This window comes from Klebsiella sp. RC2 (genome assembly GCF_014192815.1).
Taxonomy (GTDB): Bacteria; Pseudomonadota; Gammaproteobacteria; order Enterobacterales; family Enterobacteriaceae; genus Klebsiella; species Klebsiella variicola.
In genome coordinates, this window is the sequence record NZ_JACHYL010000003.1 from 784,493 (window position 1) to 803,329 (window position 18,837).

The window sequence follows — 18,837 nt, forward strand, 5'->3', positions numbered from 1 at the left end:
TGCTGTGAGTTCAACCGATGGATGCAACACATTGATTGAACCGCTCTGCGGGTGATTCATAGTCTAGCGTTTTTCTCGGCCTCTCGTTGAACTGTCTGTCGACACTGTTTAGTCTTTGTTGGCTGTGAACTGATAAGTCAGTTTCTTTTGGAAAATACTATCTGAGTAATTTTCTTCCGCTTCTGAGGCATTGCTCCAGCTCTTTTTTTATGCCCCCTGAGACTGTCCTGATGCAACTTCTATGCAATGATTTTACACAATGTTGAGCATTAAATTAGCTTGCAAGGTTTTGGTCTCCACACATTTCCCCACGCAGCTGCATCGGCTTTTGCTGCACGGTATTGTTTTGCACAACCGTACCTTTTGATCTCGCGGCTAATCGTTGATAGTGCTCTTAATAATTTGGCAGCGATGTCCGTGATACTGAGGTTTGCTACCAGTCCTCTGGATATATCCTCGCTTTCATCAAGCGAAAGCGCTAATCGGTGCCGCTTTCGCACGGGTAGAGAGCAAACCCAGGCTACTCATCATAAATAGCCTGTATAACTATTGAGACTTTTAGCTCGCAATTATTTTTTCTCAAACTGATAAGCAAACTGCATAATTTTCAGGTCGTCTCCAGCTTTCCCCATAAATGAAAAACCAACGGGGACGTTTCCGACAGCTTTCCCGGCCGGAACTGTAATCTCAGGGAATCCAGTTGAAGAGGCTATATATGAAGCTGCATAGCTATCAACAGACTTGCAGATATAATCTTTATCACTTTTACCGTGAATCACAGAGGCAGGACAACTCATTGTTGGAAAAATGATGGCATCATATCCACCCTCTTGCACTATTTTTAACAGTTCACTGCGAAGGTGTGGAATTCTTTGAGTAAGAATTCCAATATATTCAGGTGAGTCTGTTGTGGTAGTGCCAATACTTTCAATAAGCCCTTTATAACGACCTGGATTTATTGTTTTTTTGCCATTATCGGTCAATTTATTAAGTACGGATAAAAATTCAGTACTGTTTTTAGGCTGATCATTACCCAGCGTAGCAAGATAAGCATCAAACTGAGGACGGAATTCAGCTGTACCTACCGGCCCTAAAACCAGGCTCCATAGGTTCTCAAACTCCGCAGGCAGATGTATATGCGTAACTGATGCACCATCGTGTATTAGCTGATTTACCGCTTCATTTTTAATACGGTCTACATCTGGATTCCCTCCGTCAAAGTTATCCAGCACAGCAAATTTTTTCCCTTTAAGACTGCCGGAAGCAACAGAGTGGCTGAAGTTATCTACTGGCTGCTTCACAAATTCAGTGGCTCTGTCATTCGGATCCATTCCGCGAATAGCATCAAGCACAATAGCCTGATCACTGACTGTACGGGTAATTGCCCCTACATTGTCCGCTGTCAGAGACAGTGGAATAACCCCGGAACGACTGGTTAATCCGAGAGTGGGTCTAAGGCCAACCGTTCCGGTCACACTTGCGGGCCCACGAATTGAACCACTGGTGTCTGTGCCCAGAGCAAAAGGCGCAAACCCGGCAGCAACTGCTGCAGCAGAACCACTGCTCGAACCGGATGTATCACGAAGAGGATTATAAGGGTTAACTGTTTGCCCACCGACTGAACTGTATCCCATCCATCCATAAGATGCCGCCAGTTCTGACATGTTGGCTTTACCAATAAGAATTGCTCCTTCATTGAGTAACTTCTCTATGACAAAAGCATTCTTAGCGGGTTTGTTAGTCTCAAGGGCAAGGTTTCCACCGGTGGTAAGAATGTCTTTAGTATCGAAGTTATCTTTGGCGATGAAAGGAATACCAGCCAAGGGAGCGTTTGCCTTACCTCCATGATCAGCTTCATCCCACGCTTTTGCCTGTGACAGTGCATCAGGATTCAGTGTTATCAATGCTTTGATTTTTTTACCTTGACGATCGTCTTTATTAATCGCAGCCATATAGGCACTGACAATCTGCTCTGAAGTAATATCTTTTTTATCCAGAGCACTACGTAGTTCCGATAAGTTCATTTTGGTAATTTGAGAATCACTTAGCGTTGACGCAGCAAATGAACCACCTGAAAAACCAAGAATAATTGCAGAAATCAATAAATTTTTTCTAAACATTTTCTATCCAAAGAATAATAAGGGTCCATAGCTCAAGCAATTTTCGCGCCAAAAAACAAAACAAAATAACGAGCGTTGAACGGCTTTAATGTGTGTTATCAATGATTTTTAAAAGCATTTTGCACTAAAAAATAAGCACTCGCCCTAAATTAGGGCAAACACTGGCATTGAGGGGTATTAGCCTTATTCTTATTATATCTAAGGCAGTATGAATTACTTTCATGTCGAAATATCTGTAGGACGACCGCCACGTATTTGGCCAGGCTACTTCCGCTCCTCGCTTTAAGCGGACTGTAGTAGCACAATCACTAATGTTAATGGCTGAGTCACCTGACTTTGAGCAGGTCACAGAACCTCGAGTATAGCGAGGCGAAAGCATTTCTCGCTTCATCTGCCAGGCAGTCTGGATCCCCTGCCCTGCAAAATACAGAGTTCCTCTTCCGTTTTTCGCATTGAGATGGTCGAGACTTCCATCAGTTTGGCACTATTCTGCCGCGTTGCATTGTCATCGAACAGATTTAGTTGAGCCACGCCCTGGCTGTAGAATTCTTCCAGCATTACTCCTGCTTTCTGGTAACGATGCCCGTCTCGCCAGTAAGGCTAAAAACTTACTTCCGGTTACTTTATTAGTGTGTAGCCGGTAACTGCGGCTACGTCTGCTCATCGCTCAAAAGGGACAACCATACACAAATCGCCCACATTGCGGGAGATTTAAGTATCTTATGCCCAGGCTTTTGATATTTCAGATGAACTGGTAACAAAAGCATGTTGAGGTAGAATTTTTTCAAGCAAAAACACATTGGTTTCATGATCTGGATCTGCGCAGCAATCCTTCACAATGATAAGGCGGTAATCCAGGTCAAACGCTTGCCCGACCGTAGAAAGCACAACTCCACTGGTCGTCACACCGGTAAGGATCAGGTTTTCGATGCCTTGAGCACGAAGGATCATCTCAAGTTCGGTAAACGAGAATGCGCCGATTCTGCGTTTAACGATGACGGTCTCATTTTCTGCCGGAGCTACATGGGGATGAATAGCTGTGCTCTCATTGTCAGCCATAAAAATTCCATTCTCTTTAATCGAAGAGAAGATAGTGTTGTTTTTGCTGACCTCGGGATATCCTTTGCGGAATCCGACACTGACATAAATGACCGGTACGCCTACAGCGCGCGCAGCGGCTATCAGTGATGCGGTATTGCGGATAACGTTTCCAGCGCTTTCTTGCGGGAGGAAATTGTTAAGGATAATCGTCTGAAAATCCATAACCAGTAGGGCGCTGTTTTTACTGATGTTACTGAGTTGATTAGACATAAAATTTCCTTATGTGTAGTTCAAAGGTAATGAAGTCAGTCAGCGCGTTGCTGACTGGCGATGTATTTTTAAATTCCAGGCAGCTCCGGCTAGCAGGATGCAGCTGGTTGCCAGGAAGACGGCGGGCATACCGATATGCCCGCCGACAAAGCCTCCAATCAGCGGCCCAATGAACTGGCCAGCGAACTGCGCTGCGACGGAATAGCCAAGAATGCTGCCCACCGTGCCTTCTGGTACGCGGTGTCGTATCACTGCTGCAATACAAGGCAATAAGCCTCCAAGCGCCAGGCCCATAAGGAAACGCAGGGCGATCAGTTGCCACCCGGAAGTGACAAATGCCTGAGGGATCAGCAGTAAGCCGGCCGCAGTCAGCGCCAGCGTGATAATGCGTAAATGTCCTAACCTGTCCGCCAGTTTTCCGAGCCATGAGGCAGAAATAATGCTGCCCAGCGCCGCTGCAGCCATCACATATCCCGCGACTTTCGTTATCTGAGAAGCCTCGCTGACGAGGGTGCGCACATAGACCGTGATAATGGGTTCTATCGACATATTGGCCAGCATCAGTAGCAGACCGGTACAAAGCATGCAGACAATCACAGAACGGTGAGGTAACTGAGACCAACTCACTCGCTTTTTCGCCGCAGCATCTGTATTCGGTTGCACCTCTTCCCGGATGAGAGTGAGGGTCATGATAAAAGCCAGAAATATTAGCGCGCCTGCGAAAAAAAACGTGGACCGAATACCAATCAGAGCAGGCAACCAACCGCCGGCAAGTGGGCCAACCAGATTACCTGCCATAACACCGGATGAAACGATCCCAAGCGCCCAAGCGGCACGCTCTCTGGGTGCCTGGACCGCTATAAGAATGGTTGCGCCGGAGGAATAACCGCCAGCCAGGCCAACTAACAATCTCAAACCGACAAGTTGCCAGATATTTGTCACCAAACCCATAAGTGAAACAGTAATTGCCATACCAAGACTGGCTCTTACAAGCATAGATTTGCGCCCATACCTGTCCCCCAGTTTCCCCCAGACTGGGGCGATCAATCCGGCAGTAATAAATGTTGCGCTGAATGCCACGCCAGACCATTGAACTACCTCTGAGTGCCCATGAACTCCGAGCTCTTCAACATAGAGTGGTAGGAAGGGGAGCATCAGGGTCATTGCAAAGACGGTTGAGAAGGAGCCGATAAAACAGACCAGCAGATTACGTTGCCAGTAACTGTTGTATGATTGTGTCATATGAAAGCCTTCATTGGTACACCGCTTTGGTATACCATACGGATTCCCCCATTTACTGTCAATTGCCAGGAGAGTATTGCCACCATGAGTCAAGCATCAGAGGTCGAAAGCCAGCTAAGAAAAATGATCCTCAGAATGGATTTAGGACCCGGAGAAAGACTGACTGAACGATGGGCAGAGGCTAGTTTTAACGCATCGCGAACCCCTGTTCGTGCTGCATTACAAAAATTAGAATCAGAGGGACTTGTCTGCCGGGAAGGATTGCGTTGGATAGTGGCGCCCATTGATGTAAAAGAGGTGGAACAATTGTGTATTTACCGTGAGGTGCTAGAAGTGGCTGCCGTTCGCCTGTCGGCTAACCTGATATCCAAAGAGCACCTGGACAGTTTGGAAGCACTGTTCGTGGATTGCGATCAAGATGATTCGGAAAAGGATCTCAATGACGCTGGAAGTCAGTTTCACCTACAACTGGCAGGTTTCTGCGGTAATACCTTTATCATAGAAGGTATTGAGGATTCCCTTAGACGATTATCCCGCGCGCGCTGGTTGGATAAAGAGCCCACTAACCCAGCCTGGAAAGAGCACGTAGAGATTGTTAGCGCCCTCAGGGATCGGGAAACAGATAAAGCGGCAGCATTACTTTCCCGACATCTGAGCGACAGTCGTAAGCGTCTTCTGGAATCAATTAATTCAACCCGTCGCAGCCTCCGGGCCAGTGGGATCGTTATTACAAACTAGTCGGTTCAACACAATGAAATACGGGTGGGTGCGGCCAAAGGTCAAAAAAGGCGCTCAACGAGCGCCAAAAACCTACAGCAAACCTGTTCAAATGCTAAATACCCAGCTCGCATTTAACCCATGCGCGCGCTTTTTTTACTGTCTCTAAAGGTGGTGCTTTTTCAGGATCCTGTTCGGCTTCTATGATAATCCAGCCTTCGTAGGTTGAGTTTTTAAGAAAATGAATAACCGGAGCGTAATTAACTACCCCCTCGCCTGGCACAGTAAAAAGACCGGCTCTTACTGCATCATTGAAGCTCAGGTTATTGTTAATGACGTTATCGAGTACTTCACCACGAACATCTTTTAGATGGACATGTGCCACACGGTTGCCATAATTTTCAAGTACCCATTCGATATCTACGCCTGCCGCGGTTGCATGCCCACAGTCCAGGACGATGCCGACCAAGTCATGAGTCGCTTTCAGGAAGGCTTTCAGCTCGTCGTCGGTTTCAACAACCATCATCAAATGGTGATGATAAGCCAGACGTAAACCATAGTTCTTCAATAAAGAGACGGCCAACTTATTCACTTTTTCTGCGTACTGAGGCAGATCAATATGTCCTAAGGCAGGAGATTTCGACAGGGGCTCATCGAGTGGCGTGAGTCCGGGCATTGCGCCGCACTCACCATATACCATGACTTTTGCACCCAGTGATTTCAATAACATGGCATGATCGTGTACCGCTGCTAACTCATCCTCAAAACTTCGTTCAGCCATCAGGCCATTATACCAACCAGAGGCAAGCTTCAGCTTAGCTTGATTCAGTAATGGCTCAAGTGTGTCGATGGATCGCGGAAACTTTCGGCCAAGTTCAATTCCTTCGTAGCCAGCCACCGCCGCTTCTGCCAGACAGGTTTCCAATGGGATATCGCCACCCAGATCTTCGAGTACATCGTTAGTCCAGGAGAGCGGGCTAACGCCAACATGAATACGTGTTGATACGTTCATCGTTCTATCCTTTACAATAAATGCATCGCTTCCTTAGCTTAGAAGCGATGCAAAATGAGCGCCTAAAGATGTTAACTCTTATAGCGTGAACGCTTCGCGGAAGGCTTCAAGTGCGACGATGGAATCACCTGATGCCCAACCTTCCATCGCGACCACGCCTTGATAGTTAATCCCTTTCAATGCGCGGGCTACAGCCTTATAGTTGATCTCACCGGTACCCGGCTCTTTACGGCCCGGCACATCGGCAACCTGAATTTCACCGATATGTTTTTCACATTTGCGGATAAGCTCGACCAGGTTACCTTCACCGATCTGCGCGTGATAAATATCCAGATTCATTTTCAGGTATGGGCTGTTCACTGCGCACACCAGGGCCATAGTATCCTCTGCTTTAGCGAAAGGTGTTCCCGGATGATCAACGGCGGTATTTAGGTTTTCCAAAGTGAATACCTTGCCTGCTTTCTCCCCCATAGCGGCAAGGGCATCCAGCGTCTTTTTCGCTTTCAGCCACATTTCACCCGTTACAATTTCAACAGGCTTCACCGGCAGACCAACATTGTTCAGTCCTGTACCGTGCAAGTTGAGAGACGGGCATCCAAGGCGTCGAGCGGCCTCGAGTGACTGACTGGCGCTGGAAAGCAGGTGATCAATTTCTTCATCATCGGTCAGGTTGCCAGAGATGTAGCCTGTCATTGAGGTAAAGCGGGCACCGGTTTTCACCAGCGCATCAATATCTTTTTGGGTCCAGTCCCAAATCTCCACGCCAAAGCCCATAGCGTGAATGCGTTCAACGCGCTCAATAAATGGCAGATCAAGGAATACCATTTCAGCGCAGACCGACAGTGAGTAAGTAGGCATATTTTAATCCTTAGAGCTTAATCGGCTGAGACTGTTGAACAGATGCGATACATGCCAGCGCGACTTCTAATGCATTACGTGCATCTTCACCGGTTGCTTTCGGCGTGGCGCCCGTTGCAACGCAATGTACGAAGTCGGTCACTTCTGCAACATAGGCATCATGAAGTAGGTCAGTATCACGACGTGCTGTGTCAATAGAGATACCGTCAGCGGTGTAACGCACGCAGTTGTTCACATTGATATTTCCTGCCTGTAGCATGCCTTTACTACCGAAAACCTCACCACGAACGTCATAGCCATACACTGCCTGGAAGTTAGCTTCAGCAGTGGCGAACGCGCCATTGTCGAAGCAAATATTCACGACTGCGGTGTCCAGCAGGCCACGATCCTTAAAATCGGGGCGCACTAATGCATCGGCTACCGCATAAACACGGGTGGGTTTCGCGCCCGGATTAAGGTGCAGCAGGATGTCAAAATCGTGGATCAGTGTTTCAAGGAAAATGGTCCAATGTGGGATTGGCGTAGGATCGCCCAAACCAGGATCGCGAGTCGTTGAACGCAACAGTTGTGGCACGCCAATTTTACCCGCTTTTATCTCTTCATACGCTGCAGCAAAACCATTCACGAATCGACGGTTGAAACCTACCTGTAGAGCAACTCCGGCTGTTTTAGCCGCATTAATGGCTTTATCTGCATCTTCCAGGGTGACGGCCATTGGCTTCTCACAAAATACGCCTTTTCCCGCTTTGGCTGCGGCGACGACCAGTTCAGCGTGGGTGCGTGCCGGGGAAGCGATCACAACGGCATCGATTTCAGGATCGTTCAGCAGATCCTGTGGATCCGTATAAGATTTTTTTGCTCCCAGTCTGGCGGCTAGTTTTTCGGCTGCGCCAGGAACCGGATCGGCAACGGCAATCAGAGTTGCGCACGGTACACGTTGAGCAACAGTTTCACCATGAAAGCTGCCCATACGACCTGCGCCAATAAGACCGATGCGTACAATGTTTTTAACTGACATCTCATTCTCCTTAGATATAGGATATTGGTTAATTATTTTTGCGAAACAGATTTTGGCGTGACGAACATCTCCTGCTCGCCACCAAATCGACGGGATTTTGAAAGCATTAACGGTTCGATATGTTCCAGCGAAACACCCTTGGTTTCCGGCAGAAAACGGCCAACAAACCAGAAAGCGATAATGCTGAATCCGCTGCATAACAGCAGAGGGAATGCCCCATGGAAGTGCTCCATCAATACAGGATTGCGGTTCATCATCGGGAAGCTCTGAGTAACGATGAAGTTCGAAATCCACAGGGAGCAAAACGCATAACCCATGGCAACGGCCCGCATGCGATTAGGGAAGATCTCAGAAATCAGCAACCAGGCTCCGAGGCTCCAGGACATACCAAACACAAAAATAAATCCGACTAAGCCGACGACCGGGAGATACCCTTTTGCTTCACTCATAAAGGCCCATGAGGTGAATAACAGGAAGGCAGCACAGCCCAATGCCCCCCAGCGCAGCAACGGGATTCGTCCGACGCGGTCAAAGGCCACCAGCGCAATGCTCACTCCAGCCAATAGTGCGAGGCCAAGGAAAATACTCTGAAAGAGGGAATCCTGTGTGTTTCCGGTAACGTTTTGTAGAAGTGAAGGCGCAAAGTACATCAGGATATTGATGCCGGAGACCTGCTGTAAGACGGCGATAGCGCAGCCTATCCACAGGATGTAAGACGATTTTTTATCCCGCAGAATGCCATGAGATGTGGGTGTACTCTGCAAAGCAGAATCGGTGGCGATGGAGGTACGAATTTCAGCATATAAGCGCTCGGCATGTCCTGGGTTGGACAGCGAGGTCAGTACCTTCAGTGACTTTTCTCTCTGGTTGCGCATCGCATACCAGCGTGGCGATTCTGGCATAAAGAAAGCCATCACAAGGAATAGCACACAGGGAATGAGTGCAGATGCCAGCATCCAACGCCAGCCCATAGACACTACCCATTCATGCGCCATTCCTCTGGCAATCAGGTAATTTACGATGTAAACCACTAATTGACCGCCTACCATCAGCATCTGCTGCATTCCCAGCATCCGCCCGCGAAGGTCTTTCGGGGATACTTCCGCGATATAGAGGGGGGTAACAGCTGATGCCATACCCACGGCCAATCCGCCAATCATACGGTAGATAACAAACCAGGTGAGATCATTGGCTAATGCCGACCCGATAGCGGAAATGGTGAACAGAATAGCTGTGACGATCAAGGTTACTTTGCGGCCAAAACGGTCAGTGAAACGTCCGACCCCCCAGGCACCCGCAATACAACCCAGAATGACGTTTGAAACTGCCCATCCGCTTTCCGCTGGTGAGAGTGACAAATGTTCAGTAAGCGGATCTATGACGCCAGAAATAACGGAAGCATCGTAACCGAGGATGATCCCGCTAATAGATGCAATGGCACATATGAATATGAGGTAAGGCACGTTGTGCTTTCGTGTAGACATTTCATTTTACTCCATATTGATTTTTCTAGTTTATGTCTTTGTAGGGAGACACTGTTCTAATAGCAACAGATGTGCCAAATCGCATCTCGATGTTTCATAAAGAAATAAAAATAGATAACGATCACAATGTGTTCATAAAAAAGACACAATGACACAACATGTATATAGAATGAACATATTAAAATGCATAGAGAATGAAACAGATGAGCCATAGCATCAGTGATATCTGGGATGAAGAATGCGAGCGGATTGCCCGGCTTAACCATGAACAAGGTTTTGCGCAGTACACCGATGAACTGGATAGAGCCTGGGCAGAGTTCGAAAAGGGGGAAAAACCTGAAGGATTACGCTCTGTTGTTCATGCATCATGGCTACGAAGCCATACCAATGGCATAGATGCTTATCACTTCGAATATCAATTTTGCGAACAGGGGGAACTGCGCCGAATCATGGCGAGAAATTCACTACTGATTTCCATCGCTCGTGAAATCATGCGTAACTTGCTGGCCTACAACCCTGATGGACATATCAACCTGACAGATGCTAACGGAGTGACCCTGCATTATTGCGGCCAGGACTTGACGCCGATCGGTAGTATTCTTTGCGAAACGGTACAAGGTACAAACTGTACTGGACGGTGTCTCAAAGAGAACCGGCTGGTCTATTTGCTGAGCGCTGAGAACTATAAAGAAGCGCTACGCGTACGAGGTAAACATTGCGCGGCAGCTCCCATCAGAGATGAAAACGGTGGAATGCTTGGTATTCTGACCCTTACTGCTGATCCTGGTTGTTTCCATTACCATACGTTAGGCACTGTTCAGGCTGCCGCAGAAGCGATATCTCAGCAACTAATTCTGCGTCGGTTGGTAAACGAGCAGGAGTCGGTGATGGAGTCACTTAATGAAGGGGTTTTGGTTATCAGCGAGTTGGGGGTGATTCGTCAGTTAAATTGTTATGCCCGTAAGGTATTAGGTATTCAGGAAGATGTCCTTTTTCGCGATGTTGATGAAGTATTATGCCCAGATGGCTGTTCAGTTAAAGCATTACCAGCCAGTAAAGACCGTAATATTACGTTCTGTCCCGTATCTGATTCTCGTATTTCATGTGTGATCTCTGTAGTCATCACGCCTGAAGGTGGTCGAGTGATTTCGATGCGTGACAACCGACGCGTACGCGACATGGCTCATCGTGTTATTGGTAGTACCGCCATCTACAACTTCGATATGATCCTCGGTGAGTCGCGTGTGATGCAGGATACACGCAATAAGGCCCGAAGCGTTGGGCGAAGTGATAGTACTGTTCTCCTGACTGGAGAAAGCGGAACAGGAAAAGAGCTTTTTGCTCAGTCAATTCATAACGGTAGTCATCGTAATTCAGGACCTTTTCTCGCGGTTAACTGTGGTGCAATTCCTCGAGATCTCGTGCAGAGTGAATTATTTGGCTATGAGGATGGCGCATATACTGGTTCAAAGCGAGGTGGTGCAGCGGGGAAATTCGAGCTTGCTGATGGTGGTACACTATTTCTGGACGAAATAGGCGATATGCCACTTGAAGCGCAGGCCAGCCTTTTGAGAGTATTGCAAGAGGGTGAAGTGATGCGTATTGGCGGCAAGCGCCCGATGAAGGTTAACGTTAGAATTATTGCTGCGACCAATCGGGATCTAAAAAAAGATATCGAACATGGTTCCTTCCGCCGTGACCTCTATTTTCGTCTTAATGTTATTAGCTTGCCTATTCCACCATTAAGAGAAAGAAAAGAAGATCTTAGAGAACTAGTAGAATGGTTTTGTGAAAAAATCAGTCGAGCACTCAAACGAAACTGCGTGAAATTTTCAGATTCAGCCCTTAGTCATATGGAAAACTACGACTGGCCAGGTAATGTTAGAGAACTGGAGAACATCGTCGAACGAACAATAAACCTCACTGAAGCTGATGTAATAAATGATAAAGACTTACCCGATGAATTACAGAATTCTGTTTGTAGTGCTTTGGCTGTTCATGATGGACGCACAAAAAACTATAACCTTAAGGATAGTGAAAAAATGATTATTGAACGCTGTCTGATGGAGAAAAAAGGTAATCTGCGACAGGTTGCTATCGCACTTAATCTTTCACGTGGAGCACTTTACAATAAATTAAAGCGCTACGATATTGAGGCAAATGAATATCGAAAACACAATCCTGAGTGCTGAATAGTAATTCTAATTTTAGAGGACACATTAACTCATCTCACTTTAAGTAAATCGGCAAATCTTGTCGTATATCGAGGCGAGAGCATTTCTCGCTTCATCTGCCAGGCAGCCTGGTTCCCCTGCCCTGCAAAATACAGCGTTCCCCTTCCGTCCTTTGCGTTGAGTTGGTCGAGAACTTTCATCAGTTTCTCGCTGTTCTTCCGTGGAGCGTTATCATCGAAGAGGTTAAGTTGCGCTACGCCCTGGCTGTAGAAATCCCAAGCATAACGCCTGCTTTCTGATAGCGATGCCCGTCTCGCCAGATTGCATCAAGGCATTTCGTCGCCGCGGTAATTATGCCCCGGCTATCCTGGGTCGGTGTAAGCAGCTTTACTGATGCACTGTTCCCGTAATACGGCTCGTTCAGCGCAAAGGGCTGGTTTTTACGAACGCAGAGATAAAGCGGTAGTACTGATGCTCGCCACGAAATTTCTCAGCTGCGCGTGATGCGTATGAACATATAGCTTGGCGCATTTCTTCATAGGTGGAGATCCGCTGCCCGAAGCTGCGACTACAAGCAATCTCCTGCATATGCAGGGTTCATTGGGTTAAGCTGAACCCGCTGATGCAGCTGCAGCTTCTTAACGGTGAATTCCCCATCCACAGCAGCAATAACGATATCGCCATGAACTGCTGTCCTTGAGCTATCCACAACCAGAAGATCCCCTTCCCCTATTCCGGCATCTTTCATGCTGTCGCCGGCGGCTTTGACAAAATAAGTCGCACTGGGGTGGTTAACGAGCAACTCGTTCAGATCAACACTCAGAAACTCTTAGGCCACAATACAATGAAAATGACTGACAAACACCATGATGACTGCAGCAAAGAGTGAGTCATGAGGGATAAAAAAACAGCGTGATTTTTAATTAGTTGTGGAGAGGAATTTTGGAAAAGATTTTCCAGACGCCAAAAAAGCGGGAGCCCATCGGCTCCCGCTTTTACTTAATCCACCAAGGGGATTACATGTTCGCGATAATCGCGTCGCCAAACTCGCTACATTTCAGCAGCTTAGCGCCTTCCATCAGACGTTCGAAGTCATAGGTCACAGTCTTGGCGGCGATAGCGCCTTCCATGCCTTTGACGATCAGGTCTGCGGCTTCGAACCACTGCATATGGCGCAGCATCATCTCTGCGGACAGGATGATGGAGCCCGGGTTCACTTTGTCCTGGCCGGCATACTTCGGCGCAGTACCGTGAGTCGCTTCGAACAGCGCGCACTCGTCACCGATGTTGGCGCCCGGGGCGATACCGATACCGCCAACCTGTGCCGCCAGCGCGTCAGAGATGTAGTCGCCGTTCAGGTTCATACAGGCGATAACGTCGTATTCCGCCGGACGCAGCAGGATCTGCTGCAGGAACGCATCGGCGATCACGTCTTTCACCACGATCTCTTTGCCGGTGTTCGGGTTCTTGATTTTCACCCACGGGCCGCCGTCGATCAGCTCGCCGCCGAACTCTTCGCGAGCCAGCTGGTAGCCCCAGTCTTTGAACGCGCCTTCGGTGAACTTCATGATGTTGCCTTTGTGCACCAGGGTGAGGGAATCACGATCGTTGGTGATCGCGTATTCAATCGCGGCGCGAACCAGGCGTTTGGTGCCTTCTTCAGAGCACGGCTTGATGCCGATGCCGCAATGTTCCGGGAAGCGAATTTTCTTCACGCCCATCTCATCGCGCAGGAATTTGATGACTTTGTCTGCTTCAGCAGAGTCGGCTTTCCACTCGATACCGGCATAGATATCTTCTGAGTTTTCACGGAAGATAACCATATCGGTCAGTTCAGGGTGCTTAACCGGGCTCGGGGTGCCCTGGTAGTAACGTACCGGACGCAGGCAGACGTAGAGGTCCAGCTCCTGGCGCAGCGCCACGTTCAGAGAACGGATGCCGCCGCCGACTGGGGTGGTCAGAGGACCTTTGATAGCAACGCGGTAGTCACGAATCAGATCGAGGGTTTCAGCTGGCAGCCAGACATCCTGGCCATAGACTTGGGTCGATTTTTCACCGGTGTAAACTTCCATCCAGGAAATTTTACGCTCGCCCTTATAGGCTTTCTCAACGGCGGCATCAACCACTTTCAGCATCGCTGGGGTAACGTCAACGCCGATACCGTCGCCTTCAATGAACGGGATAATCGGATTGTGAGGGACGTTCAGTTTGCCGTTTTGCAGGGTGATTTTTTGACCTTCCGCCGGAACTACTACTTTGCTTTCCATTAACCTCTCCTTCGAGCGCTTCTGGTTCTGCTCTTCCCTCTTCACGCGAGCCTGGTGTTGGCTGAGTCGGCCAGCTCCAGCGTACCGGGTTTTCCCGCTAAGCGGAGCTATCGCGTCCGTGTCGCCTTCCTGCCTGTAGTGCGAATCGGTTTGAGCAATTTTTTGTTAATAATTTGTAATGAGCATGTCAATACTACCTGAATGTTTGCGTCCATGAAAGGCATTCGTAATTAGGCTATAATGCGGCAATTGATAGAGCCTGAAAATACCATGCAGAAAACTTCATTTAGAAAACATCGCGTTGAGCGATTCAGCACACAACAAGTCACCAGACAACGTAAAGAACGCCAGCCAAAAACTGTGATCTTGTTCAATAAACCCTATGATGTGTTGCCGCAATTTACCGACGAAGCCGGGCGCAGCACGCTGAAAGATTTTATCTCCGTGGCGGGCGTCTACGCCGCCGGTCGTCTTGACCGCGACAGCGAAGGGCTGCTGGTGCTGACCAACGATGGCGCGCTGCAGGCGAAGCTAACCCAGCCGGGTAAACGCACCGGCAAGATTTACTACGTCCAGGTGGAAGGCGAACCCACCGCCGAGGCGCTGGCCGCGCTACGCGACGGCGTCACGCTCAACGATGGCCCCACCCTGCCTGCAGGCGTGGAAGTGGTGGAGGAGCCCGCGTGGCTGTGGCCGCGCAACCCGCCTATTCGCGAGCGCAAATCGATCCCCACCCGCTGGCTGAAAATCACCCTTTACGAGGGACGTAACCGCCAGGTGCGCCGGATGACCGCCCACGTCGGCTTCCCCACCCTGCGTCTGATCCGCTACGCCATGGGCGGCTATACGCTTGACGGGCTGGCCAACGGCGAATGGCGTAAAGCCGAATAACTAAAAAGGAAAAGCGATGTTTAAACCTCATGTCACCGTTGCCTGCGTGGTTCACGCCGAGGATAAATTCCTCATCGTCGAAGAGACCATTAACGGCAAAGCGCTGTGGAACCAACCGGCGGGCCACCTGGAGGCCAACGAAACGCTGCTGCAGGCCGCCGAACGCGAACTGTGGGAAGAGACCGGCATTCGCGCCACGCCGCAGCACTTCATCCGCATGCACCAGTGGGTCGCTCCCGATAACACGCCGTTTCTGCGCTTCCTGTTCGCCATCGAACTTAGCGATCTGTGCGCCACCGAACCGCATGACAGCGATATCGATCGCTGCCTGTGGCTCAGTGCTGAGGAAATTCTTAACGCGCCGAATCTGCGCTCGCCGCTGGTTGCCGAAAGCATTCGCTGCTATCTGCAGGACCCGCGCCAGCCGCTGTCGCTGATTGGCGCATTTAACTGGCCGTTCACAGGGGGTGAATGAACGGTGAGCGCGTGCTAGAATACGCCGCCTCGAAGTTCAATGTAGCGAGTATTTCCATGTCAGAAAGCCAGAAAAAAGTGATCGTCGGCATGTCCGGCGGCGTCGACTCCTCGGTCTCCGCGTACCTGCTGCTGCAGCAAGGGTATAAGGTGGAAGGCCTGTTCATGAAGAACTGGGAGGAAGACGACGGCGAGGAATACTGCACCGCCGCCGCCGACCTTGCCGATGCGCAAGCGGTCTGCGATAAGCTGGGCATTGAACTGCACACCGTTAACTTTGCCGCCGAATATTGGGACAACGTCTTTGAGCTCTTCCTGGAAGAGTACAAAGCCGGCCGCACGCCGAACCCGGATATTCTGTGCAATAAAGAGATCAAGTTTAAAGCCTTCCTCGAGTTTGCCGCCGAAGACCTCGGCGCCGACTACATCGCCACCGGGCACTATGTGCGCCGCGCCGATGTCGACGGCAAAAGCCAGCTGCTGCGCGGCCTCGACGGTAACAAAGATCAGAGCTACTTCCTCTATACCCTTAGCCACGAGCAGATTGCCCAGAGCCTGTTCCCGGTGGGTGAGCTGGAAAAACCGCAGGTGCGTAAGATCGCCGAAGAGCTGGATCTGATCACCGCGAAGAAAAAAGATTCCACCGGCATCTGCTTTATCGGCGAACGTAAATTCCGCGATTTCCTTGGCCGCTATCTGCCGGCGCAGCCGGGCAAAATTCTCACCGTCGACGGCGAGGAGATCGGTACCCATCAGGGGCTGATGTACCATACGCTGGGCCAGCGTAAAGGGCTGGGCATCGGCGGCACCAAAGAGGGTAGCGAAGATCCGTGGTACGTGGTCGATAAAGACGTTGAGAATAATATTCTTATCGTCGCCCAGGGCCATGACCACCCGCGCCTGATGTCCGTCGGCCTGATTGCCCAACAGCTGCACTGGGTTGACCGTGAACCGCTGCAGGGCACCCTGCGCTGCACGGTGAAAACCCGCTATCGCCAGACCGATATCCCCTGCACCGTCACCGCGCTGGATGAAGACCGTATCGAAGTTCGCTTCGATGAGCCGGTCGCGGCGGTCACCCCGGGCCAGTCCGCGGTGTTCTATCTGGGTGAAGTGTGCCTCGGCGGCGGAATTATTGAACAACGACTGCCTCTGCAGTCCTGAACGCGCGTTATTTCCGTCGGGACGAACCGCCCCGACGGCTGACAAGGAGTATGTGTGGCGAAGAATTACTATGACATCACGCTGGCGCTGGCTGGCGTTTGCCAGGCGGCACGACTGGTTCAGCAACTGGCGCATCAGGGACATTGCGACAGCGATGCCCTGCATGTGTCGCTGAACAGCATCATCGACCTCGATCCCGAGTCGACGCTGGCGGTGTTCGGTGGCAGTGAAGCCAATCTTCGCCTCGGCCTTGAAACGCTGCTCGGGGTGCTCAATACCAGCAGCCGTCAGGGCCTCAATGCTGAACTGACGCGCTATACCCTGAGCCTGATGGTGCTGGAGCGCAAGCTCGCTGCCAGTAAAGGGGCGATGGATACGCTCGGCAACCGCATCGCCGGCCTGCACCGTCAACTGGAACACTTTGACCTGCAGTCCGAAACGCTGCTCAGCGCCATGGCAGGCATCTATGTTGACGTGATAAGCCCGCTGGGGCCGCGTATTCAGGTGACCGGTTCGCCTGCCGTGCTGCAAAGCCCGCAGGTGCAGGCGAAAGTTCGTTCAGCGCTGCTGGCGGGTATTCGCGCCGCGGTGCTCTGGCATCAGGTGGGCGGCGGACGTCTGCAGCTTATGTTTTCCCGTAATCGTCTGGTTAACCAGGCAAAGCAAATTCTTGCTCATTTAACCCCGGAGTTGTGATCTATGGAATTATCCTCACTGACCGCCGTTTCCCCTGTAGACGGCCGCTACGGCGATAAAGTCAGCGCGCTGCGCGGTATCTTCAGCGAATTCGGTTTGCTGAAATTCCGCGTTCAGGTGGAAGTACGTTGGCTGCAAAAACTGGCCGCCCACGCAGCGATCAAGGAAGTTCCTGCTTTTGCTGCCGACGCAAACGGTTTCCTTGACAAAATCGTCGCCGATTTCAGCGTCGAAGACGCGGAGCGCATCAAAACCATCGAGCGCACCACTAACCACGACGTGAAAGCGGTAGAGTATTTTCTGAAAGAGAAAGTCGCTGACGTCGCCGAGCTGCACGCGGTATCAGAGTTTATTCACTTCGCCTGTACGTCTGAAGACATCAATAACCTCTCCCACGCGCTGATGCTGAAAACCGCCCGCGACGAAGTGGTTCTGCCTTACTGGCGCAAGCTGATTGACGCGGTAAAAGATCTGGCAACCCAGTACCGCGATGTGCCGCTGCTCTCCCGTACCCACGGTCAGCCGGCAACGCCGTCCACCATGGGTAAAGAGATGGCGAACGTCGCCTACCGTATGGAGCGCCAGTACCGTCAGCTGAACCAGGTGGAAATCCTCGGTAAAATCAACGGCGCGGTGGGTAACTACAACGCCCACATCGCGGCCTACCCGGAAGTCGACTGGCATCAGTTCAGCGAAGAGTTCGTCACCTCGCTGGGCATTCAGTGGAACCCGTACACCACCCAGATCGAGCCGCATGACTACATCGCTGAGCTGTTTGACTGCATCGCGCGCTTCAACACCATTCTGATCGATTTCGATCGCGATGTGTGGGGCTACATCGCGCTCAACCACTTCAAACAGAAGACCATCGCCGGGGAAATCGGCTCCTCCACCATGCCGCACAAGGTGAACCCGATTGACTTCGAAAACTCCGAAGGCAACCTCGGCCTGGCCAATGCGGTCATGCAGCACCTGGCCAGCAAACTGCCGGTTTCCCGCTGGCAGCGCGACCTGACCGACTCCACCGTCCTGCGTAACCTCGGCGTGGGAATTGGCTATGCGCTGATCGCCTATCAGTCCACCCTCAAAGGGATCAGCAAGCTGGAGCTGAACCAGGATCGCCTGCTGGACGAACTGGATCACAACTGGGAAGTACTGGCTGAGCCGATCCAGACCGTGATGCGCCGTTACGGTATCGAAAAACCGTACGAGAAGCTGAAAGAGCTGACCCGCGGCAAACGCGTTGACGCGGAAGGGATGAAGCAGTTTATTGACAGCCTCGCCCTGCCGGAAGACGAAAAAGTGCGCCTCAAAGCGATGACCCCGGCCAACTATATTGGTCGCGCAACCACCATGGTTGACGAACTGAAGTAATCGCCCTGCCCCTCTTTCCGCCGGAAAGAGGGGCG

Annotated in this window: 14 protein-coding genes and 5 pseudogenes; 7 read left to right on the plus strand and 12 right to left on the minus strand. The window is 50.5% G+C overall.

Going from position 1 to position 18,837, the window contains the following annotated elements; translation table 11 throughout:
- Window positions 1–10 precede the first annotated feature (10 nt).
- From FHW76_RS13390 to FHW76_RS13410, 5 genes and pseudogenes are all read right to left on the minus strand, one after another.
- Window positions 11–503: pseudogene (locus tag FHW76_RS13390) on the minus strand (helix-turn-helix domain-containing protein); the annotation flags it as partial.
- Between the two features lie 66 nt (window positions 504–569).
- Window positions 570–2,120, minus strand: a complete 1,551-nt coding sequence (locus tag FHW76_RS13395) for an amidase (protein WP_100751354.1) — start codon at window positions 2,118–2,120, stop codon at window positions 570–572.
- Between the two features lie 326 nt (window positions 2,121–2,446).
- Window positions 2,447–2,714 (minus strand): annotated as a pseudogene (locus tag FHW76_RS13400) (DUF4113 domain-containing protein); the annotation flags it as partial.
- A gap of 56 nt (window positions 2,715–2,770) precedes the next feature.
- A pseudogene (locus FHW76_RS13405) lies at window positions 2,771–3,383 on the minus strand (isochorismatase family cysteine hydrolase).
- Between the two features lie 87 nt (window positions 3,384–3,470).
- Window positions 3,471–4,673 carry an MFS transporter gene (locus FHW76_RS13410; protein WP_012968548.1) on the minus strand — a complete coding sequence of 401 codons (1,203 nt, stop codon included), beginning with the start codon at window positions 4,671–4,673 and terminating at the stop codon, window positions 3,471–3,473.
- An 84-nt stretch (window positions 4,674–4,757) separates the two neighbouring features.
- Between FHW76_RS13410 and FHW76_RS13415 the strand changes: the two genes are divergently transcribed.
- On the plus strand, window positions 4,758–5,411 hold the full coding sequence (locus FHW76_RS13415; protein ID WP_012968549.1) for a GntR family transcriptional regulator: 654 nt from the start codon (window positions 4,758–4,760) through the stop codon (window positions 5,409–5,411).
- Between the two features lie 94 nt (window positions 5,412–5,505).
- Here the strand turns inward: FHW76_RS13415 and iolE are convergent, their stop codons facing one another.
- The 4 genes from iolE to FHW76_RS13435 form a co-directional block, all read right to left on the minus strand.
- On the minus strand, window positions 5,506–6,402 hold the full coding sequence (iolE, locus tag FHW76_RS13420) for a myo-inosose-2 dehydratase (protein WP_012968550.1): 897 nt from the start codon (window positions 6,400–6,402) through the stop codon (window positions 5,506–5,508).
- Window positions 6,403–6,480: 78 nt separating this feature from the next.
- Entirely contained in the window at window positions 6,481–7,260 is a 780-nt protein-coding gene (locus FHW76_RS13425; RefSeq protein ID WP_012968551.1) for a TIM barrel protein, read from the minus strand.
- Window positions 7,261–7,270: 10 nt separating this feature from the next.
- On the minus strand, window positions 7,271–8,278 hold the full coding sequence (locus FHW76_RS13430; protein WP_012968552.1) for a Gfo/Idh/MocA family oxidoreductase: 1,008 nt from the start codon (window positions 8,276–8,278) through the stop codon (window positions 7,271–7,273).
- A 32-nt stretch (window positions 8,279–8,310) separates the two neighbouring features.
- Window positions 8,311–9,762: a sugar porter family MFS transporter gene (locus tag FHW76_RS13435; RefSeq protein ID WP_023339910.1), complete on the minus strand. Its 1,452-nt coding sequence runs from the start codon at window positions 9,760–9,762 to the stop codon at window positions 8,311–8,313.
- A gap of 203 nt (window positions 9,763–9,965) precedes the next feature.
- On the opposite strand from FHW76_RS13435, the gene FHW76_RS13440 reads away from it, so the two are divergent.
- Window positions 9,966–11,954, plus strand: coding sequence for a sigma-54-dependent Fis family transcriptional regulator (locus FHW76_RS13440; RefSeq protein WP_012968554.1), 1,989 nt, complete (start codon window positions 9,966–9,968; stop codon window positions 11,952–11,954).
- A 32-nt stretch (window positions 11,955–11,986) separates the two neighbouring features.
- Here FHW76_RS13440 and FHW76_RS13445 read toward each other — a convergent pair.
- From FHW76_RS13445 to icd, 3 genes and pseudogenes are all read right to left on the minus strand, one after another.
- Window positions 11,987–12,521 (minus strand): annotated as a pseudogene (locus FHW76_RS13445) (DUF4113 domain-containing protein); the annotation flags it as partial.
- Window positions 12,520–12,753: pseudogene (locus FHW76_RS26600) on the minus strand (S24 family peptidase); the annotation flags it as partial. The pseudogenes FHW76_RS26600 and FHW76_RS13445, both read right to left, overlap by 2 nt.
- A gap of 199 nt (window positions 12,754–12,952) precedes the next feature.
- Window positions 12,953–14,203, minus strand: coding sequence for an NADP-dependent isocitrate dehydrogenase (gene icd / locus FHW76_RS13455; protein ID WP_008806032.1), 1,251 nt, complete (start codon window positions 14,201–14,203; stop codon window positions 12,953–12,955).
- A gap of 240 nt (window positions 14,204–14,443) precedes the next feature.
- On the opposite strand from icd, the gene rluE reads away from it, so the two are divergent.
- The 5 genes from rluE to purB are packed head-to-tail and all read left to right on the plus strand — an operon-like array spanning window position 14,444 to window position 18,802.
- On the plus strand, window positions 14,444–15,094 hold the full coding sequence (rluE, locus tag FHW76_RS13460; protein ID WP_042947647.1) for a 23S rRNA pseudouridine(2457) synthase RluE: 651 nt from the start codon (window positions 14,444–14,446) through the stop codon (window positions 15,092–15,094).
- Window positions 15,095–15,110: 16 nt separating this feature from the next.
- Complete coding sequence (locus FHW76_RS13465; RefSeq protein ID WP_008806030.1) at window positions 15,111–15,569, plus strand: NUDIX hydrolase; 459 nt, start codon at window positions 15,111–15,113, stop codon at window positions 15,567–15,569.
- Between the two features lie 56 nt (window positions 15,570–15,625).
- Complete coding sequence (mnmA, locus tag FHW76_RS13470) at window positions 15,626–16,732, plus strand: tRNA 2-thiouridine(34) synthase MnmA (protein ID WP_012542211.1); 1,107 nt, start codon at window positions 15,626–15,628, stop codon at window positions 16,730–16,732.
- Between the two features lie 54 nt (window positions 16,733–16,786).
- Complete coding sequence (gene hflD / locus FHW76_RS13475; RefSeq protein ID WP_004140557.1) at window positions 16,787–17,428, plus strand: high frequency lysogenization protein HflD; 642 nt, start codon at window positions 16,787–16,789, stop codon at window positions 17,426–17,428.
- A 3-nt stretch (window positions 17,429–17,431) separates the two neighbouring features.
- On the plus strand, window positions 17,432–18,802 hold the full coding sequence (gene purB, locus FHW76_RS13480) for an adenylosuccinate lyase (RefSeq protein WP_012968556.1): 1,371 nt from the start codon (window positions 17,432–17,434) through the stop codon (window positions 18,800–18,802).
- Window positions 18,803–18,837 lie beyond the last annotated feature (35 nt).

What these genes read in the sequence shown, in the direction of transcription:
- FHW76_RS13395 (WP_100751354.1), bottom strand. Translation starts at nt 2,120, where the DNA reads ATGTTTAGAAAAAATTTATTGATTTCTGCAATTATTCTTGGTTTTTCA.
- FHW76_RS13410 (WP_012968548.1), bottom strand. Translation starts at nt 4,673, where the DNA reads ATGACACAATCATACAACAGTTACTGGCAACGTAATCTGCTGGTCTGT.
- FHW76_RS13415 (WP_012968549.1), top strand. Translation starts at nt 4,758, where the DNA reads ATGAGTCAAGCATCAGAGGTCGAAAGCCAGCTAAGAAAAATGATCCTC.
- iolE (WP_012968550.1), bottom strand. Translation starts at nt 6,402, where the DNA reads ATGAACGTATCAACACGTATTCATGTTGGCGTTAGCCCGCTCTCCTGG.
- FHW76_RS13425 (WP_012968551.1), bottom strand. Translation starts at nt 7,260, where the DNA reads ATGCCTACTTACTCACTGTCGGTCTGCGCTGAAATGGTATTCCTTGAT.
- FHW76_RS13430 (WP_012968552.1), bottom strand. Translation starts at nt 8,278, where the DNA reads ATGTCAGTTAAAAACATTGTACGCATCGGTCTTATTGGCGCAGGTCGT.
- FHW76_RS13435 (WP_023339910.1), bottom strand. Translation starts at nt 9,762, where the DNA reads ATGTCTACACGAAAGCACAACGTGCCTTACCTCATATTCATATGTGCC.
- FHW76_RS13440 (WP_012968554.1), top strand. Translation starts at nt 9,966, where the DNA reads ATGAGCCATAGCATCAGTGATATCTGGGATGAAGAATGCGAGCGGATT.
- icd (WP_008806032.1), bottom strand. Translation starts at nt 14,203, where the DNA reads ATGGAAAGCAAAGTAGTAGTTCCGGCGGAAGGTCAAAAAATCACCCTG.
- rluE (WP_042947647.1), top strand. Translation starts at nt 14,444, where the DNA reads ATGCGGCAATTGATAGAGCCTGAAAATACCATGCAGAAAACTTCATTT.
- FHW76_RS13465 (WP_008806030.1), top strand. Translation starts at nt 15,111, where the DNA reads ATGTTTAAACCTCATGTCACCGTTGCCTGCGTGGTTCACGCCGAGGAT.
- mnmA (WP_012542211.1), top strand. Translation starts at nt 15,626, where the DNA reads ATGTCAGAAAGCCAGAAAAAAGTGATCGTCGGCATGTCCGGCGGCGTC.
- purB (WP_012968556.1), top strand. Translation starts at nt 17,432, where the DNA reads ATGGAATTATCCTCACTGACCGCCGTTTCCCCTGTAGACGGCCGCTAC.